Source organism: Indibacter alkaliphilus LW1, assembly GCF_000295935.2.
Taxonomy (GTDB): Bacteria; Bacteroidota; Bacteroidia; order Cytophagales; family Cyclobacteriaceae; genus Indibacter; species Indibacter alkaliphilus.
Window position 1 is genome coordinate 45,482 of record NZ_ALWO02000040.1, and the last position, 21,007, is coordinate 66,488.

Sequence of the window (21,007 nt, forward strand, 5' to 3'; positions counted from 1 at the left end):
TAAAAACATCATATTAAACAAATAATATAATATTTTATTCTACTGAATTTCAAATATACCAATCACTCTATAATCAAAAACAAAAAAAACATCCAGTCTAAGACTACAATTTCTAGATAAATTTGAAATATCAGCTTGAAATTAAAATTAAAAAAGATAGTATGGGTTACAGTTAAGTTCAGGCATCTAAATGTAAAAAAGCCACCCCGAATGGAGTGGCTTTTTGAATCAGAACTGATTTTTTTTATTGCTTGATCAATCGTCCTTGGACATATTGCTGGTTGATTTTGACTACGACGTGGTAAACCCCTGAACTTACCCCATCCAATGAAATGCTGCGCGTGAAGCTGCTTTCTTCTTGGTTTTCCTCGGCATAAATGATTCTACCTGCACTATCAAATATACTTATTCCAACATCTGAGGGCTCAGTAAGGCTCACTTGGATATGAGCTGTAGTGCTAGCAGGATTAGGGTAGATTTTGAGTCCATTATTTGTGATTTCATCAAATATGGACTGTTGCTCCATCAATTCAAAGACTTCAACCTCCTCTTCTTCTTCATCATCCATACGTTTGTTTTGATTGCCTCTTGGTGCATCATGGATGACTATGGATCCGCCTTGGATCTCAGTGGTGGCATCACTATCATCGGATTCGCCCATTTGATTATCGTAAACAATATTTCCTGAACCCATCTCCCAAATTTTTATTCTAAAACGATCAGCACTTTTGTTTCCCATCCTATCTCCATCAATGGCAGTAAGCATAAACCCATAACCATTTTGACCATTAACTCTTCCTTCACCTTTATACTGCGCTCTATGTCCAGCCACTACTAACCATTCATAAAGGGTACTATGAAAATTGAATTTTTCAGCCTGGAATTGGAACTGGGTCTGTCCTGTAGGAACTTTAGCCCCTCGCTGATACTTTGAGACAAATCCAAAATTCGCCCTTCCTTCTGCTATTGGATTATCCACATAAGCACCTGCAGGGGAATGTATCCATCCGCCACCAGTTACAAATCCACCGCTAGGATCGAAAACAACCACAAATTCAAATAACTCTGTTGCTGTTTCTCCACAGAAATCAGTTATTGTTAATGTTACAGGATAAACCCCAGGTTGTTGATAGGTGTGTGAACCATTGATGATATTTCCGGGATCATTTTCTATGGAAGTCTCACCGTCTCCCCAATTCCACACAGCCATGATAAGGTTATCATCCGAAACTTCAGCTTCAAACTCCACAGTAGCATCAGAAAGCGATATTGGTTCAGATGAGCCTGTTAGGGAATTAATAACAGGAAGATCATTCTGTTGCCCGACTTCAATAGTGATTTCTTCAGTACAATTATTCGCATCCTTCACGATTATAGTGTAAGCACCTTCCTCCAAATTATCAAAGATATTTTCTGATTGGTAAGTAACTCCCCCATCTATTGAGAACTCATAAGGTTCGGCACCTCCGCTTACATCCACGGTAACTGTTCCATCATTTCCGCCTACACAGGAAACAGGAAAGGTTTCACCATTGATTAATAAATCGCAAACCTCAATAACTTCAATATTTTCAATTATTTCAGAGGCAGTCTCTCCGCAGATATCAGTAATTGTCAGGGTAACGGTATAATTGCCTGGTTGCAAATAAGTATGAGAAGCAATTAATGTGTTTTCTGGGTTATCTTCTAAACTTGTTTCTCCATCTCCCCAACTCCAAACTGCTTGAACAAGATTTTCATCAGTTACTTCCGCTTGAAATTCAGCAATGACCAAAGAAGCTGGAATTGGATCAGTAGGACCTGTTAATGAGTTTATGACTGGGATATCATTTTTTTGATCAACATTTACAACAGTTTCTTCAATACAGCCATTTGCATCCTTGACTGTGATGGTATAAATCCCTTCCTCTAGGTCATTGAAAATGTTATCATTTTGATAATTAATACCCCCATCTATTGAGAATTCATATGGTTTTGCTCCTCCACTTGTTTCAATTGTAATAGTCCCGTTATTTCCATCCACGCATGTAACAGGGCTAGATTCCCCAGAGACTGATAAATCGCAAATGAATTCTACAACTAGAATGGTTACTGATGTGGTAGCTTGAGCACCATTGCTATCTATTATTGAAAAATTGAGCAATACATTCCCCAGCTCAGTAGGAGTCCATGAGAATGTAGTTTCCAAAGCCTCCCCAATTCCTCCTGTGATTGGTAAATTAGGAACAAAATTAGCACTTAAAGGAACACCTGTAGCTTGTAATGAAATGAAATCATTGGGATCAGGATCTTCGCCTCTTATGGTAAAACTAACCATCTCATCTTTAACTACTTCAATTATTGAGGCATTTGTAGGAGTTGGAGGATAGATAAAAACTGGTGGATTATTACTTGAAGCTGGAATAATCAAGATCAGAAAATCAACGGGAATTGTCGCTCCATTGTTATCACTGATTGTCACTGCTACGCTGTATAAGCCTTGTGCTCGATTGGTATTAAATGATGCTAAACCAGTAACCGGGTCTATTGAAAAACCTGTTGGGTTACTGGATCCAGAACCCATTTGGGAACTTGGAGTCAAAGAAAATGTCAAGTTATCCCCATTTGGGTCAAATGCTGGAATTAAGAAATTGGCACTTTCAAGTCCTTGTGGAAGACTTATTACCGGTTGAAGTGTAGAAATGGGTGAAATGTTCCCAGAGCCCAAGTTGACAGTTGACTCAATTCTAAAGGTGGCATCTCTGTTATTTAAGAGAGAACTCAGACGGCAACAAAACTGAAAAAATGCAACATAATTGCCATTAGGATTTGAATATTGTTTGGTAAATGTTGCCTCTCCATAAATCCAGTTTTCCGTCCTAGACTCAGAGGTGATAATTAAAGGTATGCTCCTTGTAGTGTTATCGCCATGATTAAAAGTGCTAACACTTAATGTCCTTCCAATGACATTGTCATTTATTCCATAAAAAAATGTCTTTCTGTAAACTAAACTGACCTTAAATTCTACCAAACCTGGTTGATCCGGTATTGGTCTCCAACTTATATTCCCATACCTTCCATGGGTTGCATTGGACTCAAAAGCAAAAAAGGAAATAAAGGCAAAAACCAAAACCAATGCTTTAAACCATAGATTTAATGGTAACCCAAAACATGAATTTTTCTTGGTATCCATGGCATTTCTGGAACCAAACCACCTGTAATTTGAATAAAAGTTTCTCATGATGTTAAAAGATTTACGTTTAAAATATATTTCTGCATTTATATAAATACAATAGGATTAATGTTACCATAAAAGGGTAATGACAGAATTAAAAGTAGGAAAACACCCAAAACAAAAAAATACTACCAAAGTAGTATTTTCTCACTTTTCACAAGAAAAATATAAGCTTATTATAGGCTATTCTAAGCAAATGATAAATCATTATTCAAGTCTTTAGGTGAGTTGTATAGATTAGCATTTATCTATAAGTTTCTGAATTAAAATCACAATCGGTTTTTTGAGTTTTACTTGGTTTCAAATAGGTACCCTAAAAGTTCACTTCCCGAATAAAGTCTCGCTTTCAAAGGCTTTAAAAAAACACCCTTCCTTTTCAGGAAAGGATGTCCCTCAAAATACTTCCTAAAATGTCACAGTAACTTCATTCGAACACAAGCTTGTACCAGAAAGGCAGATTTTATATTTTCTTGGAGCCAGGTTTCTGCCTGATACCTCATGGTAAAAAAGTCCTGAATCTATTCCATGACTTAAAGAAACAAGTAATTTACCGTTTTCATAGATATCTGTAATACCCGATGCATTCTTGATGGGCCTCCATTTCAACTCGATTCTATGATTGTTTCCTCTATAATTCACGCTACTTCCCGCAAGATCTAGTTGGAAATTGGACCTCGCAGGATCAATATCACCGGCACCAGTCATGCTCATGCCATTATAAAGAAGGTGATTGTTCTTACTATTGGAGAATTTGACAACATTTTTGGTAGACGTGTTTCTCAAAAACTGATAAACCTCTTCAGGAGATGAAGTCGGGTTTTTCTCCAAATAAGTTGCCGCTACCCCGGCGGCAACGCCCACAGCAACAAAATTGGGATTAAAGCTAAATCTTCCTTCTAAAGTCTCCTCATAGGCATCAGGCAAATGGCTCCAATCTGTGGTAGTGGTAAATAGGTCAATACAATCTCCATAATTGCTAGTTGACTGACTTTCATCTTGAAGATTAGCAAGGCCGACAGTAAATACATAAGGAGTTTTGGAACTCGCCCAGGTGCAGGCATCCTCAAGCCATGCTCCTGCACTTGAAAATAAAGAGAATCCAGCGTTGTAGAGGGATTCTAAAGAACTTATAAAAGCAGGTGACTCAATAGGGCCTACCAAATTAATCAATACTATTCCCGGTCTCTTTCCATTTGCCAAAATCCAATCATGGGCTTCTAAAATTGCAGAAAGATACAATTCCTCATTGCAACAACCATCATAGGTCCTTACCCCTACCAGGTTGACTCCTTTAGCTGACCCAAAATGGAATCCTCCCGTGGTCAAAGCTTTATTCGTAGTAACTCCGCTAGATTCATCTTCATTTCCGGTCAAAAAAATATTTTCAACCCTATCATTCATTCCGTCATTTTGTTCCCAAATGGATCCAACAGGAATATATACTGTAACCCCTTCACCGGTATTTTCATAGGAAAAAACATCATTCAGAGGCAGGGCCCTTTGATCTATTCTGTCCAAATATTTAGGAGGGTTGTTCTGAATATTCCCCCCAAAAATAGGATCTTCACCTCCGGGTTGATCTGGTTCAGGAGATGAAGGTTCTTCTTCTTTTGGCTTATCCTGACCTGGTGGAATTCTTCTTTCATTGAATGAGGAAGAAACGAAAACATCCTGCTCAATTGACTTTATCCGAGAATCAGCCCTAAGCCTTCTTAGCTCATCAGAAGACAGTTTTGCTGCAAACCCCGTAAGAGCATGTCCGTAAACTGACTTTATCCTTTCCCTTTGGATTCCATTTTTTGACAAAATTTCCTGCCCCAATACCCTGATTTCATGCTGCACATCTTCGTACCGACCTTTTCTTCTCAAATTTGGGTTTTGGTCATTAAGCGTAACGATATAGCGGTCAGGAACATAACTGAGGCTTCCTTCAAGATCTGCTTCCTCTGCTAATGGCAAATCTTCCAAATTAAGGTCTTGGCAGGAAAAGGTGAAAAAAATCAGAAATGCAGTCAGTATAAAACTGGCTGATTTGGGGGTTGAAAATTCTAAATTTTCCATAGCTGTAAGTTTTTAAGTTGAAAATTCTATTTCAATTAGATTCAGAAACCAGGAAAGTTGTTACCCTTAAAATTTGTTACACGCTAATTATAAAACTTTCGAAAACCTGATTTAAGCTTTTTGTATCCAATAAATGCGTATCAATTTCTGTAGCTATTTTTGTATCTAGGAAAGGCTACTCCAACTAATAAATCAACTTTTTTACTTTTCCTTCACACATTTGATATAAGCACCTGACTTGGTACTTAATGGGACAGAAGAGTTTACCACTAATGCAGATCCGTCAGTATTAGTTATAGAATAAGCCATAAAAACCCCAGGAAATACCGGGAATCCATCAGGGTTTTTACTCCAGTAAAATGAAAATCCCATACGTGATTCTGAAGAGATATTGGAATTTTGAAAGCCTCCTTTCTCATTTCGGAATCCCGATGAAAATGTGTATTCATTCGCCCAACCTGATGACCGGTAAATCATGGAAGAGGCGGCAAACCTATACGACGCTAACCTATCAACATCATAATCATCCGGAAGCCTCCATCCTTCGGGGCAAATATCACAGCAGCTTGCGGCATACCAATTGTACAATTTCCCGGATTTATCATCTGCCTCCGGATCATTCTCATACCAACTCCAGGCACCACTTTCCAATCTGGACCATTCCTCATTGGATTCTACTTTCGGTATTACGGTGCCATCTCTATACTTCGTGGTCTTTAAATTCTGAACCATCCACCAAGTCTCCCCAAACTCTACTATATCGTACACATTCCCTTCAATATCGGTAATGGTAGGTCCCCTTTCTTCTTCCAATACCGGAGACTCCTTTTCTTGGCAGGAATAAATGAGAATCAAGAATGCCAATAAGCATAAACTCTTCGAAATTGATTTTAAAACAGTTTCTGTTTTCATATTCTTAATTATTTAGATGCAGGGTGAGTATTCTAACATGTGCCTTAAAGTAATTCTTCCCATCCCTCACCATAGAGAAATAGGAAGATGGCATCTTCTAGCAAAGGCTCATATTGATAGGAAGTGTGACTAGTAACAATAATCGATGGCCCAGAGGCATTAGCCAAAATCCAATCCAGACTTTGGATATATGTACTCAAATAAATAGCTAAATCCACCTCTTGATCGAAAAGGAAATTTAATCCGACCAGTTTGACTCCTTTAGCTACACCATAATTTTTACCCCCAATTAATGCCGCTAAAGTATTATTTATGCCTGTTGGCACAGGATATCTTCTCTCCCCTCACTGATCTCCACTATTCTAGCTCTACCTTCAAATTCATCTAAACTTGGATCAAAAAGAGTTTCAAGCAAATAAACCGTCACCCCATTCCCATCTGCTGCCGGTGTAAATTTGTTATCCAAAGGCAAGCCTCTTTGATCTATTCTATCCAGATACCACTCGGGGCTTGGACCTACAGGATCCGGTTCGGGTTCAGGGTCAGGATTTGATCCTCCACCTCCTTTATTGGGATTGTTATTTCTCATGATCTGTGAGTTGAGGGAAACCCTGTCTTGGGTAATGGACCTTACCTGCGGATCTTTGGACAATGCCGTATATTCCTCCCGGCTAAGGTCTACTGTAAAGCCCTGAAAGACGTGACCGTAGACGGCATGGAGTCTTTTGTCCCGGATTCCGGATCTCATCAGGACTTCATTGCCATAAATACGCATGGACTCCTGCACATCCTCGTACCTGTCACTTTTCCGGAAATTCAGTTCATTGCTGTGAAGACTCACGATATACCTTCCTGGCACTACAGATGAATCCAATCCATCCAATTGCTCCTGGACCATCTGAGGTTCTTCCATCATTACATCCTGACAGGAAAATGACCAGAACATGGATACTAAAATCAGGAAAGTCCCGGCACTTTTTGGGGTTGAAATTTTAAAATAGTTCATAGATGTAAAAGGTTAAGTTGAAAATTCTATTTCAATCAGATTCATAAACCAAGGGTATTGTTACCCTTTAAATCCATAACACACTAATTACATAATCTGATTATACGCTTCTTTGCCAATAAATAAATGCATCGGCTCACTCGGCTGCTAATTGTCAATATCCATAAGTATCCAATATCAATTACTTTCGGAAGTTAGATAAATCGGAATTTCGTTTTGTTATTGACAAAGTTCCGTACATCCATATCAAAGGTCTTTTGAATACTCGATATAAGAATTTTATATTTATTAAATCAGACTCAATTTCAATGGTGATTTTTACATGTAAGAGAGACATCACCAACAGTTTATCAGCTTCCTTACTTTTCTTTCACACATCTGATATAAGCTCCTGTATGACTCTTTAATAATGGCCAAACTTCATGATTGATCAGAAAAAATGAATTGACAAAATCAATAATATAATCAGCTTTATAAATATTAGGAACTCCACCTTCATCTAATTCCCAGAAATATGACATGGTACCATCGAAAGTATTTTCTTTAATAAAAACCCCATTAGCATTACGGTACCCACCGCTAAACGTATTTTCATTTGCCCACCCCAACTCATGATAAACAAATGAAGATTGGCTCCTAAAGCGTTCCAACGAAAGATTTTCTACTTCCTTTGAATTTGGCAACCTCCATCCTTCGGGGCAAATTGGACAACAGGCGACAGCTATTCCATTGTATAATTTCCCGTAAATCTGTTCATTATTCGAATCATTTTCTAACCAGGAAAAAGCAGGCTCTTCAAGCCTTGACCATCTATCAGCATCAGATACATTATCAACTGAAACTCCGTTTAAAAATTTACTTACTCTAAGATTTTCAGCCATCCACCATATCCCATTGATTTCAACTATACCATACACATTTCCATCTATATCGGTAATGGTAGCCCGACTCTCCTCCTCCGGTACAGGTGACTCCTTCTCCTGACAGGAATAAAGAAAAATAAAGAAGCCAGTACAATTAAATTAAATGTATTGGATCTAATCACAGCTACATTTTTCATAATTTTAAGATCGATTAACAAACCAAAGACACTAGTAACCTATTTATTGCCAATAACTTGAAAAAAAATCAGTTAAAAAATACTCCCAAAGTACTAGATTTCAATTACTTCCTCATCAAACTTAAACTGAAGTATCCCCTCCTATCCGTAAAATGACGGTCCCAGGAAAAACCGGTCTGTGAGGCAATTTTGTCCAGATCTTTGAGACTGTACTTTTGGGAAATTTCCGTATGAATGGTTTCATATTTATCAAAGCTGATTTCCAATTCACCGATTTTCACTTTTTGTTCCTCAAGACTTACCAAAAAACTCAAAGCAGATCCGGTAAGGGGATTGTAAACCCCATAATGCTCAAAGGCCTCAATACTGAAATCGGCATTCAGCTCCCTGTTGATCCTGTTCAGAAGATTCAGGTTAAATTGTTTGGTAACACCTTCTCTGTCGTTATAAGCTGCACGGATCACATGGGGGTTTTTCTTAAGGTCTACTCCCATCAGAAAAAAATCACCGGGCCTGAGAAAATCATTAACAAACTGAATAAACTCCAAGGCTTTGCCATTAGGAAAATTACCGATGTTACTTCCCATAAATAAAACCAACCGGGGATTGGTTCTTTCCTTAAGCAAATCCAAAGTATGAAGATAATCTCCAGCTACAGGTTCCACTTCTAAATCTGGAATCTGTTTTTGTACCAATTCCTTGTTCACTTCGAGGATCTCGGGAGAGATGTCCATAGGTAGGTAAGTAAGCTTATTAAACTTAAGCTTTGCCTCCTCCAGCATAATCACTGTTTTGGAACCATCACCTGCCCCCAGTTCTATGATATCCAAATCAGAAAAAGGAAGCTCTTTGAGTATATCAGCTGAACTTTCCCGAAGGATCTCCACTTCGCATTCTGGAAGGTAATATTCCTCCAATGCCATGATTTTCTGAAAAATCCGGCTTCCCTCTTCATCATAGAAATACTTGGAAGGAAGGGATTTTTGAGACTTCTGAAGTCCTTGAATTACATCTTTCAAAAAATTATCCATATCATTTAATTAATCTAAAACCTGAAAAAAGCCATCTGCTGGAGGCATGAAAGAAATTGCGGTAAGTTTTACGGCTATGCCCTTTTGGGGTAGCCACCGAAGCACCGCGGAGGACATTCTGATTACTCATAAACTTACCATTGTACTCTCCAAGAGCACCGGGTGCTTTTTCGAAGCCCGGGTAAGGCAAATAGGCACTGTAAGTCCATTCCCAGAGTTGTCCCCAGTTGAGCTTATCGGCTGCTACTTCCCATTCAAATTCGGTCGGCAAGCGCAACCCTTTCCATTCTGCATAAGCATAGGCTTCGTAAAAGCTAATGTGCTGTACGGGTAAGGATAAGTCTAGCTTTTCAAAGCCCTTCAAGGTGTAATTATACCATTCTCCTTTGTGCTTATGCCAGTATAAGGGAGCAGTAATGTCCTCCTTATTTATATAATCCCAGCCTTCTGACAACCAATAATTGAAATCCTGGTATCCTCCTGCTTCCATAAATTCTAAAAACTCTCCGTTGGTAACCAGGTTTTCCGCAATCTCAAAAGGCCGGATCAGTACCTCATGTTGCCCAAGTTCATTGTCATAACAAAAGCCATCTCCACTGGCACCAATAGCATATACTCCGCCTTCCACTTTCACAAATCCCTTTTTCACTTCTTGGCTTAAGGAAAATCCTTCACCATAAACAGGAAATGTTGGCTAATTCCCGAGTATATATTTGATATCATAGACCAAAAGTTCCTGATGCTGCTGCTCGTGGTTGATACCGATTTCTATGACATCCCACACCTCTTGATCTGGATTCTTGTCCAAAAAATCCAGCATCTGTTCGGTCACATAAGCCCTGTAAGCCATTACTTCCCTGACAGGAGGGCGGCTCATCAAACCTCTGTTTGGCCGGAGTACCCTTTCTCCTGCATTGTTGTAGTAGCTATTGAACAGATAAGCAAAATCATCGTGATAGAGCCGATATCCTTTCGAGTAAGGTTCCAAAACAAAAGCCTCAAAAAACCAGGTGGTATGACCGAGGTGCCACTTGGGTGGGGAAACATCCACCATGGGTTGGGGAACATAATCCTCTATCTCCAGTGGTTCACAGATATTTTCTGAATAACTTCTAGCTTCATCAAATCGCTCTTTAAGTCGTGAAGTTTTATTCATAATTCATTTTTTTCGAAAACAAGATACTAACAAAATAAGCTGCCATTCCCAAAAACATCAGGCTGAAAGGAAAAGCAAAAACAATCAACATCTGCGAAACAGCCTCCAACAAAGCCTCTTTCCCTATCAAAATCAATCCGATAGTAAAAAGCCCAATCATTAAACCCCAAAACAATCTATAGGTTTTGGAAGGCTTTACATTTCCCCGATCAGTAAACATACTTAGTACATAAATTGCAGAGTCCACAGAGGTGATCAAAAATGTAAAAACCAAAACCAGACCAATAATTTTTGTTATTCCGGCCCAAGGAAAGTAGTCCAGAAAAATAAAAAGTCCTGTATAAATGGATTGGAAGTCCTCAAAAGATGCTTTGCCGGATTGAATTAAATGAAAAGCACTTTGACCAAATACTGTAAACCAAATAAATGTACCTAAGGCTGGTACAATTAAGACTGCCAAAACAAATTCCCTAATACTACGGCCTTTGGAAATCCTCGCAATAAAAACCCCGGTGAAGGGAGCCCATGCAAGCCAAAATGCCCAATAAAAATAAGTCCAATCCTGTAAGAATTCTATCCCGACCTGATGGTTCCCTAAATTAAGTGACATGGAAGCAAACTCATAAACATAATTGCCCAGAATATTTAGAAATCCAAACTGAACACCTCCCGACCAACTCAAAATAGCTACTGATATCAAAAGTACTGTAGCCAGGCTAAGGTTGAAGTTCGAGAGGTTTTTGATGCCTTTTTGCATTCCCAATAATGCTGAAGTTGTGGCAATGCCTGTGACCACTACAACGGCCATTACTGCTTGAAGGGCATTTGTCGGAATATCACCTAAAGAACCTATTGCCTCCAATAATTGCCTTGACCCCAAACCCAGTGCTGCAACAACTCCCAATAGGGTACAGACTATAGTCAGAACATTCATCAGCACGGCCAAAATACTGATTTGCGCTTCGCCCGATAAAAGTGAGGAGCTGAGGGCCGCCGCTTTTTTTACATAGAGTACATAAGCCATGATCAAACCAAATAAGCCATAAAAGGCCCAAGGAGTCAGTCCCCAGTGAAAAAAGGTGTACTGTAAAGCAAAATCACCTGTACTGAGGATCGATGATCTGGGTGGATTTTGAAAATAAAAAACAGGTTCCTGCACAGCCCTCAATAATAGGCCGGCTCCCATCCCTGTACTGTAAAGCATGGCTATCCAAGAAAACCAAGAGTAAGCCGGTCTTTCTTGTCCAAATCGGATTTTCCCCCATTTTGAAAAGGCTAATACAAAAAGTAGGATAACTGAAAGAAAACCCAAAATCAGATAAAAGAACCCGAAATTTTGAAGTAGCACCACTGTCAATTCTCCAAGCTTTTTCTTAAAAAAATCAGGGAAAAGAAAAGCGAACCCCAAAAAAAGTATGCAAAATCCCAAAACAGAAATCTTAGTGACTTTTTGAGGTTGTCTCAAAGCTTTTAAAATCATAGTGATGTTAAATCCTTTACTTAAATGCGAACTATGATTTCAATATAATTATAATATTATGGCTTTACTTCCACTCCTTTCCAAAAAGCCACATAATCCTTAATTTCTCGTGCGGCAGGTTTGGTATCGGGATAGTACCAAGCAGCATCTTTGTTGGTTTTACCATCTACTTCCACGTGATAATAGGAGGCGACACCCTTCCAAGGACAGGTGGTTTGTGTTTCCGATGGTTTGAAAAACTCCTTTTTAATTGTCTCAGCCGGAAAATAATGATTCCCTTCTATTTGTATGGTTTTATCGCTCTCGGCGATGATTTGATTATTCCAGATTGCTTTCATAGTCATTCTACTTGGTTTTAGTCTTTGTAAGATTCTACTTCCTCTTTTATTTTGCTGAGTTGCCTCCACCTCGCTGTTTGGTAAAGCACTATGTACAATATCAAACATATTGGGGTAGCTATCAAAGCCCAACCTGAAATCGCCATCATGATCCTGGAAGAAAAGACTGCAATCATCTCTGTAAATCCTCCAGCAATGGAAGCTTGCAGCTGCTCAATGGTCAATGGGTATTTTTCTGCACCATGTACAAATTCCCCTACCCTGACAAAAGGAATTATGCTTAAGAGTTGCAGTGGTGTAAGCAGATAACTGACACTCAATGCCAAAGGAAGGTTTAGATTTAGCTTCAGGATGACCAATGTCAACAATACTGTAATAGTCCCCAAAACAGGGAAAACACTGATGTACACTGTCAAGGTCAGACACAAGGCCAATTCTTTTGGATTCAATCCTTTTCGGAGATAAAACTTGATCTGATTTTGGATTTTTCTGAAATCCATTCCTTGTATTTTTGTTGAAGTTTTGTTTTGACGCTCTTTATACAACCCCCGCAATGGAAAAATTGATTCATATATTCGTTGAATTCTCAAAAAAACACAGCGATACTCTAATTTTTCCTAATTTCGAACTCCAAAAAGGATTATTACATTTTTTATAACAGACTTGATTTATGGCTGAAAAAGAAAATCTCAACAAACAAGATCTTATCAGTAAGCTTCAAGATTGCAATAACCCCTACATTCTCTTCCAGGTCAATCAGATTCTTAGAAGGCAGGAAAAGCTTGAAGAAATCAAATCCGTTGCCGAAGATTACCCGATGTTTTTGGAAGAATCTGCACCCAGAGATATGCGGATCATGACCCATCAACATCCTCCCAAAGGTTCCCTTCTGGCAAAATACGAGAATGCGATGACACCCCTTATGTACACTCTGGGCTTGTTTATGCTTATCCTGGCAGCAGCTTTGATCAACTTGCTGGCCCATGAGGGTGAAAATATCAGCGTTGCAATCTTTCAAAGCAAGGTAGCTATCCTTTACCTGATAGGCTGGGCAGCGTTTATTCTGGAATTTGGGATAATGCTCTTTGTGAAAAATAAAAGCAAGGCTGAATTAAACAGATTTCAATTTATTGGCAGAATGCAGGCTTTGCTTTTTCCTCCCTCAAGGATGGGAGGAAGGCACTTGATGGATCCTGACATACAATGGATCCCTTTTATGGGCTGGTCCCACAGGAATGAAGGCTTGCTGAAGTATTTGAAAGAGAAATTCTCCATTCCAATGATTGTAATTGCCCTACTGATTATCCCGGTCTTGGTGATTGAGTGGAAGTTTTATGATCAGGTTGAAAATTATCTGCAAACAGATTTGTCATTTGTATTAGACCTTGCCCAGGCATTTATCTGGCTGGCTTTTGCTTTTGAGTTTATTTTAATGGTATCCATTAGCCGTGAAAAACTCGAATATGTCCAAAAAAACTGGATAGACCTTCTGATCATTCTTTTGCCGTTTATTGCCTTTGTCAGGACCATGCGCATCATCAAGGTGGCTAGATTGTCTCAGCTTGCGCGTGGCTATAAGTTGCGGGGTCTTTTGATGAAGGCCCGGCAGGGACTGTTTTTTGCGGGTTTTTTCTACAGAATACTGACTTTCAGAAACTTTCAAATGAAGACTATCAAGAAAAAACTGGAAAAGAATCAAAAGGAAAGAGAAATTCTTGAGGATGAACTCATTGAACTTTACAGAAATATCCGAAGTTAAAAGCTATCGGAAAAATTGATTCGTTGCTCTGATCTAAATTATTTTTGAATCCTGTAGAAGACAAATTAAAGCTATCTCTTACCTAATAACTTCTTTTGCTCTTTTGTTATCTGATGGTTTCCACTTTGACATTTTCCAACAAAATATCAGAAAGTAATTCAAGTTCCCCTGCTTTGAAAAGGTCTTCCATTTCTTCTAATGAGGCCCCCTTAACCTTGGGCTTATAGTTTTCATAATCCTGCAGTACCAGACCTTCTATTTCGTGTCTATTGCTTACTTTTCGGAACCGTACCCCTCCCCCTTCGGTCAGGTATGAATAGGCCAAATAGTCAGTCAAATAAGTATCCTGATTGATCCAATACAAAAATTCATCTTCAAAATCTTCTCCTCCCCCATCTTCGGAAAAGGTCACTTTCACCAGGTGATATTTCTGATCCTCAATTTCAGATTCACCAAGATAAGTCTTGAATACAGCCGGGTCATTTAAGCCATAAGGAAGAAAAGCAAAATATGCCACTGAATTTACGGAATTGGAATAGGCTTTTACCCATTTTTCTTCCAGTTCGACTTGTGTTCCATTCACCGTCCTAACAAATCCGGAATTGTTCAAAACGTCTCTCACCAAGCCTGTGGAGTCGGTAAATTGACGCAGGTATTCAAATGCCTCGGAAGATTTAAAAATCTCATAATACCTGTCTCTAAAATCAAAACTGACTCTGACCTTTTCAAATTGCATGCCTCCATGAGCAAGAATGGCCTTATCAATGATTTTTTCTGCTTCGGATTTTTGACTACAGGAGCTGATAACAGTCATTGCAAGAAAAAGGTAAAGAAAGAATCTCATATTTAGAGAGGTGTCTGGGGTTGAATATATTTTTTTGAAAGGAAGCTCTATAAGCATGCAGGAAGTCTTCAGTTTATTTGTAATGAGTCTTCTCATTTATCCACATCATACATACCATATCCATAAATAGCTCGTCGGTACAAATGGTTCCCTAAAGAATCCACCCTAAAACTTTCTCTCTGAGCGGGCATCAACAAACCAAAAGTACGGTCCCAACCTTGATTGTAAACTAAGCTGTAATGATCACTTGTTTTTACCTTATATGCATAGAGTTCAAAGCTTGATGGGTCGAAATAGTACCACCACTCATCAACACTCGGGTCATTTGGGTCGCCGTCAATGACTTTGACAGTTTCCATCATCAATCCTCCTGTTAGTTCAGTTTTCCCTTCGTAGCTGAGCACCTTTCCCGCATCCAAAAGGTCAAAGGGCTTGCTCAATACATAAAAAGCTGCATCAATATCCTTTTTCTTAGCTGCTAAAAACCCTTTGTTTTGAATATCATTGCTCCCCATCCAATATTGGGTTTTCTTTCCGTCGAAAGTCACTCTATGGGCAATTCCATCCTTCTCCCAGCTCATTTTAGCTTCAAAATAAGGCTTAAGGCGAAATGTATTCTCCTGTGTCACATAAGATTCCGGTTCACCGGATTCATCAAAGAGCCAAATCTCCCGTACCATGGAAATGGACTGAACCTGTTCCCAAGCCTGCCAACCTCCGTGAGCTTCTATGGATTTTTCTATAATCGAAACGGCCTGCTTGTCGCGGGCGGAACAGGAGGAAAGTAAAGTGATAAAAATTACTACAAAGAAATATTTATTGTTCATATAGATTCCTCTTGGGATATATAGTTTTAATTAAGGGCGAAATTAGAAAGAAAATCAATATCCCATACTCCAAAAATATCAAAACAAAACTTTCTGCTACCGGGTCTGATCTGTAAGCACTATAGGACAAAAAAACCAAGCCAGTCCACACCAAAAACACCCTGTCACGAACCAATACCCCTAGGCCAAATGCCGGTATCAAATACCAAGGGTGTACCACTGGCTGTAACAAGAGGTAAATCAAATATATCCATACGGCACCTTGGGTAATCTGGGAGAACGAAGCCACCTTCCAGAAGTATGAAAAAATCAATATTGAAACCAAAGTCACCACACTCAAAGTCGGCCCTAGGTAAATCTGCGGATTATACCCAACTACACCTGCCCAAACCTCCCTTATCAAATAATATACTGATGCGTTGAACTCAAATTTGCTTTGATAAAGCCGGAAACTTTCCCAAAAGCCCTGATGGCCATTCCCCAAAATCAGAGGTATCAGGAATACGGAAATCAGAATCATTGAAGTCAAAAGAAATTTCCACAATTGTTTTCCTGACCAAGACTTCAACCATAAAGGACCTAATATTAAAGGAGTCAGTTTCAGACCAGAAGCCAATGACCAACCCAAAGCAGCTGAGTATACCTTTTTTTTCTCCCAGAAGTATATCCCCAACAAAAGCCCAGTAAGGACAAGTCCTTCAAAGTGTAGATTCCCGGTCAATTCCAAAATCACTAAGGGATTGAAGGCATAGAGCCATAGAAAATTCAAGGAAAGTCCTTTCAATCTGATGATCTTGAATAGCAGTAAAAAAGACAATCCTTCAAATACCAAAATCACCAGACGTAGCAAAATGATATTCCAAAGCAGTTCTTCACCGGCCAGGCTGCTTACCCAAAATATCACCTGATGCACGGGTGGGTACACTGAATAATACTCAGGTGAATTCATATTGGATAACAAATGACTCCAGTATGAAAAGTCATGTTCAGGGTGTAGCTTGTCCAAGACCTCAACTGGCAAAAAACTGTAAGGATTAATACCATTGGCGATCAATTGCCCATCAAAAACAAAACGGTAAAAATCATCAGATAAAACAGGAATTGCAGGCAACAAAATCAACCTGATGAGTAAAGCAGCCAGTAAACCCTCATTGAGTCCAATTTCAATCTTTTCTCTATAAATGACCTTGTAATAAAGTCCGAATAAAAAAGTGTAAAGCCCAAGCTGCCAACCAAAATCAGTTCTTTCGAAATGATAGTTCATCAAAGCAAGTGCAAAGAGAACAGCAATCAGCAGTAAGGCTTTTTTCACATCAATAAATGGAAAATGATCAATATTTCAAATTCAGCTCTTTTCTCAAAAACTCATCCTCCACTTTATTTCTTGTCCAGTAATCTACCACTTTCAATCCCTTTCTTTTGGCTTTGGTCACCTCTTTGCTGCCATCAGAGCGGGTATCTTCTTCCTCCCAAGCCATGATTTGAAAAGGAAACTCTTTTTCAAAATCAATTTTGACCACCCTGCTTCCGTTACTGTAAGCCACTTCAACCTGACTTCTGTTTTCGCTGATGTCCCTTACTCTAACGAAGGCTTCTTGCTTCTCAAAATCCTTGTGTGTAAATCTCTGGTAAAACAAGGAAGGAAGCATCTGAACACTTCCGGTTGGAATCTGGCCAGGGTCAATCCTGATCAGGTTCCAAATATCATCTTCGGCCAAACCACTGAATGAAAAAGTATCATCACCTTCCTGCTCAAAATAGGAGAATAATTTACCTGAGTAACTTTCTCCGCTTTTCAGATTAAGCTGCGCAAATGACTGGCCGCACCATTCTTGGGAAGAAAGCGTGAACTTGACCCCATTCGATTGTTCCTTGGTAGGTGTAAATGCAGAAAGCATCATATGGTAAGGGTAAATCCCAGTGACAAAGTCTCTGGTTTGGTTCATTTTGATCACTGAAAGTTTGTCCCTTCCTGCATCCCCAGGATTATCCAATTTCACCTGTTTTTTTCTGGAAAAATCTTCTGTAACAAAAATCAAAACGGCTTCCCCTTCTCTGGGCTCTCCATATCTATATTGGGTAAGCTCAAAGCTGCTAAGTTCCGCTTTACCCTGAAACCAGTATTTCCCCCAGGCATCAAAATCAATATTTTCTCTTTGAGGCTTACTGCAACTTGCAATTATTACCAAGCTCAATAGTCCAAAAATTATTTTTTTTAGCATAACTCTTTCCTTAAGGTTCTAAATAAACTGTCTTTCCTGATTTCGCCGACTCAATCGCAGCATCCAGGATTTTGGCCACAATCACATTATTCTCCAAAGTGTATAACCCAAAGGGTGGTAAATTGATTTCCCCATTGATCACCTCTGCAAAATACTGAAAAGGATTGGAATAGGTCCCTGTTTTATTTTTGTCCAGAAACTGTACCATGTCTTCAGACTGTCCTTCAATGCGCATATCCAATCTCTCTTTTTCAGGAGCTTTGAGATATCCTTTTTCAAAATAAACATCCATGTCTTTCCTGTCAAAAGGCCAATTCCAAGAAGCTTGTATGATGGCTTGAGATTCTTTGTAGGTTAAAATAATAGTTGCTTCATCCTCCACATGGGTATAAATGTCATCCTTATAGGTCTGGGTAATGGCAGTCACAGAATGAGGAACCTCTCCATCAGTCAGCAAAGTCATGATATTGGCACCATAACATCCAAAATCTACCAATGCACCTGCTCCGTTTTGTTTCGGATCTGTCAACCAATCCAAAAACTCTTTACCAACACCGATCTCTTTTGGCCCTTTATGCCCATGATGAAAAACTGCTTTTCTTATCTTCCCAAATTGATCTTCTTCTGTTTTGGCTTTATGAACCAAAGCATCTGTGCTGGGATACCAGGAAGTCTCATAATTGACCAATAAATGAATACCGTTTTCTTCGGCAAGCATTTTCATGGCTTCTGCTTCTTGCGCACGAAAAGCCAATGGTTTTTCTACCATGACATGAATCCCCCGTGGAGCAGCTGCTTTGACAATATGGATGTGGTCGGATATTGGACCGAAAGCAAGAACGCCATCGGGTTTAATTTCATCCAGCATTTTCTCCAAATCATCGAAAAACAGGCCATCATCCAAGCCATAATTATCCTGAAACTGCTTTTTAACTTCAGGGTTGGACTCATATATCCCCAAGAGTTCGAAATCTCCTTGAAATGGTTTCTGAAAAATCCAATGGGAATGTCCATGGGTCAAGCCGGCCATGACAAACTTGGATTGGGCGAAAAGACTTGCTTGAGTCAGAAAAAATAAAAAAAAGCAAAGGCTAATGATTCTTTGGGTCATTGTTTTTGGGTTTGATTGCAGAGTCAAAAATACAGAACACGCACCCAATCACACAAAAAGAAGGAAACTAATTACCAGTATTTCCAAATGGTCCAAAGAATCTTATAGCCTGCACCAAAAACTCCCTTCACCGTTCCGCTAACTTTGGAAACACCAATTCGCTTCCTGTAATCCACCGCTACCTCTGTGGTCTTCCAGCCTGCTTTGGCAGCTTTGATCTGCATTTCTATAGTCCAACCGTAATTCTCATCTACCATCCCCAGAGATTTCAGCTTTTCCCACTTGACGGCACGAAAAGGCCCTAAGTCCGAATAATCTGTTTTGTAAATCATTTTCATCAAAGAGGTAGCCAACCAGTTGCCGAAGATTTGGGGAAAGGTCATGGAGCCGACTTCCTTTTCACCTTTTGCTCTGGATCCAATTACCATATCAAACCCTCTCTCGGTAATTGGAAGGATCACATCCTCCATCTGTTCGGGGAAATCACTGTAATCTGCATCTAAAAAAACAAGGATGTCAGGTTGGGTTTCCTGTTGGCCAATATATTCCATTCCTGTCAGGCATGCTTTGCCATAACCTCTTTTTGGTTCATCTAAAACAATAGCTCCAGCAGCTCGGGCAACTTTCACTGTACTGTCATTTGAATTATTGTTGACTACAATAATATTTCTGACAAAATCAGGAATATCCCTAACCACCAGTCCAACGGAGTTTTCTTCATTGAAAGCAGGAATAAGCACATCCACTACCGGCATGCGCTTATTCCCATGCTTAAACTCTTGCTGCATCAAAGGAGGCAATTAAGAAAGTTTGGCTAAAGCTCCTGCAAGATCTTCTTTCAGGTCCTCGACATCTTCTATACCCACACTCAGTCGGATCAGTGAATCTACCAGACCAACTTTCTCTCTCTCTTCTTTTGGAATACTGGCATGCGTCATGGAAGCAGGGTGACCGCAAAGTGACTCCACACCTCCCAGTGATTCTGCCAAAGAGAAATAATGCAGATTTTCCAATATTTTATTAGCGTCTTCAATTTTATTCCCCTTGAGTGTGAAGGAAATCATTCCCCCAAAATCCCTCATTTGTTTTTTGGCGATATCGTGATTTGGGTGATCCTCAAAACCAGGCCAGTAAACCTTATCAACCTTTTCCTGAGTCTTTAGGAATTCGGCTATGGCTTTTCCATTTTGGCAATGCCTTTCCATTCTCAAATGCAAAGTCTTAATCCCTCTCAACACCAAAAAACAATCTTGAGGACCAGGGGTAGCTCCACAGGCGTTCTGTATAAATGCCAATTGTTCTGCCAATTGATCGTCATTTACTACAATTGCTCCCATCACTACATCTGAGTGTCCTCCAAGGTATTTGGTCACTGAATGCATGACCAGATCGGCACCTAGATCAAGTGGGTTTTGTAGAAAAGGAGTAGCAAAAGTATTATCCACACCAAAAAGCAATTTGTGTTTCTTCGCTACTTTGCCGATTTCTTCAATATCAATGATATTCATCATTGGGTTGGTTGGTGTTTCAGCCCAGATCAATTTCGTATTTTCATTGATGTATTTCTCAATGTTTTTGGGTTCTTCCATGGAAATAAAATGAAATTTAATGCCATAGCGCTCAAATACTTTGGTAAAAATTCTGTAAGAACCACCGTAAAGGTCATTGGTGCTGATCACTTCATCCCCTGGATTCAACAATTTGATGATGGCATCAATTGCGCCCAAGCCTGAGGAAAAACACAAACCATGTTTTCCATTTTCCAAAGCTGCCAGATTATTTTGTAAGGCAGTACGGGTAGGATTATGCGTTCTGGAGTACTCATACCCTTTGTGATCCCCTGGAGATCTTTGTATATAAGTAGAGGTTTGAAAAATCGGGGTCATGATTGCACCTGTTGATGGGTCCGGTTCTACACCGGCGTGTATTGTTTTTGTTCCGAATTTCATAAGCTTTAGTTCTAAAATTAAATGGGTTTGAATGGTT

At 39.4% G+C, this 21,007-nt stretch carries 18 protein-coding genes and 1 pseudogene; 1 reads left to right on the forward strand and 18 read right to left on the reverse strand.

All coding sequences use genetic code 11. The annotated features are described in order from the left end of the window. Nucleotides 1–244: 244 nt before the first annotated feature. The 11 genes and pseudogenes from A33Q_RS15285 to A33Q_RS21635 form a co-directional block, all read right to left on the reverse strand. Nucleotides 245–3,220, reverse strand: a complete 2,976-nt coding sequence (locus tag A33Q_RS15285; RefSeq protein WP_009034655.1) for a PKD domain-containing protein — start codon at nucleotides 3,218–3,220, stop codon at nucleotides 245–247. Nucleotides 3,221–3,619: 399 nt separating this feature from the next. Then, a complete protein-coding gene (locus tag A33Q_RS15290; protein ID WP_009034656.1) occupies nucleotides 3,620–5,275 on the reverse strand; it encodes a S8 family serine peptidase in 1,656 nt (551 codons plus the stop codon). 201 nt (nucleotides 5,276–5,476) lie between these two features. After that, the gene (locus tag A33Q_RS15295; protein WP_009034657.1) at nucleotides 5,477–6,187 is read right to left on the reverse strand and encodes an FISUMP domain-containing protein; all 711 of its coding nucleotides are present in this window, start codon (nucleotides 6,185–6,187) and stop codon (nucleotides 5,477–5,479) included. A gap of 44 nt (nucleotides 6,188–6,231) precedes the next feature. Continuing rightward, nucleotides 6,232–6,513 carry a S8/S53 family peptidase gene (locus A33Q_RS15300; RefSeq protein WP_009034658.1) on the reverse strand — a complete coding sequence of 94 codons (282 nt, stop codon included), beginning with the start codon at nucleotides 6,511–6,513 and terminating at the stop codon, nucleotides 6,232–6,234. Continuing rightward, nucleotides 6,498–7,193: a protease inhibitor I9 family protein gene (locus A33Q_RS15305; protein WP_009034659.1), complete on the reverse strand. Its 696-nt coding sequence runs from the start codon at nucleotides 7,191–7,193 to the stop codon at nucleotides 6,498–6,500. The genes A33Q_RS15300 and A33Q_RS15305 overlap by 16 nt, the downstream gene beginning before the upstream one ends. A 359-nt stretch (nucleotides 7,194–7,552) precedes the next feature. Then, nucleotides 7,553–8,110 (reverse strand): FISUMP domain-containing protein, encoded by a 558-nt coding sequence (locus A33Q_RS21630; protein WP_051394872.1) that lies wholly within the window; start codon nucleotides 8,108–8,110, stop codon nucleotides 7,553–7,555. A gap of 247 nt (nucleotides 8,111–8,357) precedes the next feature. Then, complete coding sequence (egtD, locus tag A33Q_RS15315; protein ID WP_009034661.1) at nucleotides 8,358–9,284, reverse strand: L-histidine N(alpha)-methyltransferase; 927 nt, start codon at nucleotides 9,282–9,284, stop codon at nucleotides 8,358–8,360. 1 nt (nucleotide 9,285) lies between these two features. Then, nucleotides 9,286–10,440 (reverse strand): annotated as a pseudogene (gene egtB, locus A33Q_RS22605) (ergothioneine biosynthesis protein EgtB). Beyond that, nucleotides 10,433–11,920 (reverse strand): BCCT family transporter, encoded by a 1,488-nt coding sequence (locus A33Q_RS15325; protein ID WP_009034662.1) that lies wholly within the window; start codon nucleotides 11,918–11,920, stop codon nucleotides 10,433–10,435. The pseudogene egtB and the gene A33Q_RS15325 overlap by 8 nt, the downstream one beginning before the upstream one ends. Nucleotides 11,921–11,976: 56 nt before the next feature. Continuing rightward, nucleotides 11,977–12,258, reverse strand: a complete 282-nt coding sequence (locus A33Q_RS15330; RefSeq protein WP_009034663.1) for a DUF427 domain-containing protein — start codon at nucleotides 12,256–12,258, stop codon at nucleotides 11,977–11,979. Nucleotides 12,259–12,275: 17 nt separating this feature from the next. Next, entirely contained in the window at nucleotides 12,276–12,758 is a 483-nt protein-coding gene (locus A33Q_RS21635; protein WP_009034664.1) for a DUF2062 domain-containing protein, read from the reverse strand. A gap of 170 nt (nucleotides 12,759–12,928) precedes the next feature. Here A33Q_RS21635 and A33Q_RS15340 point away from each other — a divergent pair, with 170 nt between their 5' ends. Then, nucleotides 12,929–14,017, forward strand: coding sequence for a hypothetical protein (locus A33Q_RS15340; RefSeq protein WP_009034665.1), 1,089 nt, complete (start codon nucleotides 12,929–12,931; stop codon nucleotides 14,015–14,017). Between the two features lie 106 nt (nucleotides 14,018–14,123). Here the strand turns inward: A33Q_RS15340 and A33Q_RS15345 are convergent, their stop codons facing one another. The 7 genes from A33Q_RS15345 to A33Q_RS15375 form a co-directional block, all read right to left on the reverse strand. Continuing rightward, nucleotides 14,124–14,861, reverse strand: coding sequence for a DUF6503 family protein (locus tag A33Q_RS15345; protein ID WP_016255362.1), 738 nt, complete (start codon nucleotides 14,859–14,861; stop codon nucleotides 14,124–14,126). Nucleotides 14,862–14,953: 92 nt separating this feature from the next. Next, nucleotides 14,954–15,688 (reverse strand): DUF6503 family protein, encoded by a 735-nt coding sequence (locus A33Q_RS15350; RefSeq protein WP_009034667.1) that lies wholly within the window; start codon nucleotides 15,686–15,688, stop codon nucleotides 14,954–14,956. Beyond that, a complete protein-coding gene (gene mptB / locus A33Q_RS15355; protein WP_009034668.1) occupies nucleotides 15,678–17,000 on the reverse strand; it encodes a polyprenol phosphomannose-dependent alpha 1,6 mannosyltransferase MptB in 1,323 nt (440 codons plus the stop codon). Before mptB ends, A33Q_RS15350 begins: the two co-directional genes overlap by 11 nt. A 19-nt stretch (nucleotides 17,001–17,019) precedes the next feature. Then, on the reverse strand, nucleotides 17,020–17,910 hold the full coding sequence (locus A33Q_RS15360) for a hypothetical protein (protein ID WP_009034669.1): 891 nt from the start codon (nucleotides 17,908–17,910) through the stop codon (nucleotides 17,020–17,022). 10 nt (nucleotides 17,911–17,920) lie between these two features. Beyond that, nucleotides 17,921–19,021 (reverse strand): Gfo/Idh/MocA family protein, encoded by a 1,101-nt coding sequence (locus tag A33Q_RS15365; protein ID WP_009034670.1) that lies wholly within the window; start codon nucleotides 19,019–19,021, stop codon nucleotides 17,921–17,923. A gap of 71 nt (nucleotides 19,022–19,092) precedes the next feature. After that, a complete protein-coding gene (locus tag A33Q_RS15370; RefSeq protein WP_051394875.1) occupies nucleotides 19,093–19,809 on the reverse strand; it encodes a glycosyltransferase family 2 protein in 717 nt (238 codons plus the stop codon). A 12-nt stretch (nucleotides 19,810–19,821) separates the two neighbouring features. After that, a complete protein-coding gene (locus A33Q_RS15375) occupies nucleotides 19,822–20,970 on the reverse strand; it encodes a trans-sulfuration enzyme family protein (protein WP_009034672.1) in 1,149 nt (382 codons plus the stop codon). Between the last annotated feature and the right edge of the window lie 37 nt (nucleotides 20,971–21,007).

Excerpts from the sequence above, each read along its gene's own strand:
- A33Q_RS15290 (WP_009034656.1), bottom strand. The coding sequence starts at position 5,275 with ATGGAAAATTTAGAATTTTCAACCCCCAAATCAGCCAGTTTTATACTG.
- A33Q_RS15345 (WP_016255362.1), bottom strand. The coding sequence starts at position 14,861 with ATGAGATTCTTTCTTTACCTTTTTCTTGCAATGACTGTTATCAGCTCC.
- A33Q_RS15375 (WP_009034672.1), bottom strand. The coding sequence starts at position 20,970 with ATGAAATTCGGAACAAAAACAATACACGCCGGTGTAGAACCGGACCCA.
- A33Q_RS15330 (WP_009034663.1), bottom strand. The coding sequence starts at position 12,258 with ATGAAAGCAATCTGGAATAATCAAATCATCGCCGAGAGCGATAAAACC.
- A33Q_RS15305 (WP_009034659.1), bottom strand. The coding sequence starts at position 7,193 with ATGAACTATTTTAAAATTTCAACCCCAAAAAGTGCCGGGACTTTCCTG.
- A33Q_RS15350 (WP_009034667.1), bottom strand. The coding sequence starts at position 15,688 with ATGAACAATAAATATTTCTTTGTAGTAATTTTTATCACTTTACTTTCC.
- A33Q_RS21635 (WP_009034664.1), bottom strand. The coding sequence starts at position 12,758 with ATGGATTTCAGAAAAATCCAAAATCAGATCAAGTTTTATCTCCGAAAA.
- A33Q_RS15360 (WP_009034669.1), bottom strand. The coding sequence starts at position 17,910 with ATGCTAAAAAAAATAATTTTTGGACTATTGAGCTTGGTAATAATTGCA.
- A33Q_RS15370 (WP_051394875.1), bottom strand. The coding sequence starts at position 19,809 with ATGCAGCAAGAGTTTAAGCATGGGAATAAGCGCATGCCGGTAGTGGAT.
- A33Q_RS15365 (WP_009034670.1), bottom strand. The coding sequence starts at position 19,021 with ATGACCCAAAGAATCATTAGCCTTTGCTTTTTTTTATTTTTTCTGACT.
- A33Q_RS15340 (WP_009034665.1), top strand. The coding sequence starts at position 12,929 with ATGGCTGAAAAAGAAAATCTCAACAAACAAGATCTTATCAGTAAGCTT.
- A33Q_RS15285 (WP_009034655.1), bottom strand. The coding sequence starts at position 3,220 with ATGAGAAACTTTTATTCAAATTACAGGTGGTTTGGTTCCAGAAATGCC.
- A33Q_RS15295 (WP_009034657.1), bottom strand. The coding sequence starts at position 6,187 with ATGAAAACAGAAACTGTTTTAAAATCAATTTCGAAGAGTTTATGCTTA.
- A33Q_RS15325 (WP_009034662.1), bottom strand. The coding sequence starts at position 11,920 with ATGATTTTAAAAGCTTTGAGACAACCTCAAAAAGTCACTAAGATTTCT.
- egtD (WP_009034661.1), bottom strand. The coding sequence starts at position 9,284 with ATGGATAATTTTTTGAAAGATGTAATTCAAGGACTTCAGAAGTCTCAA.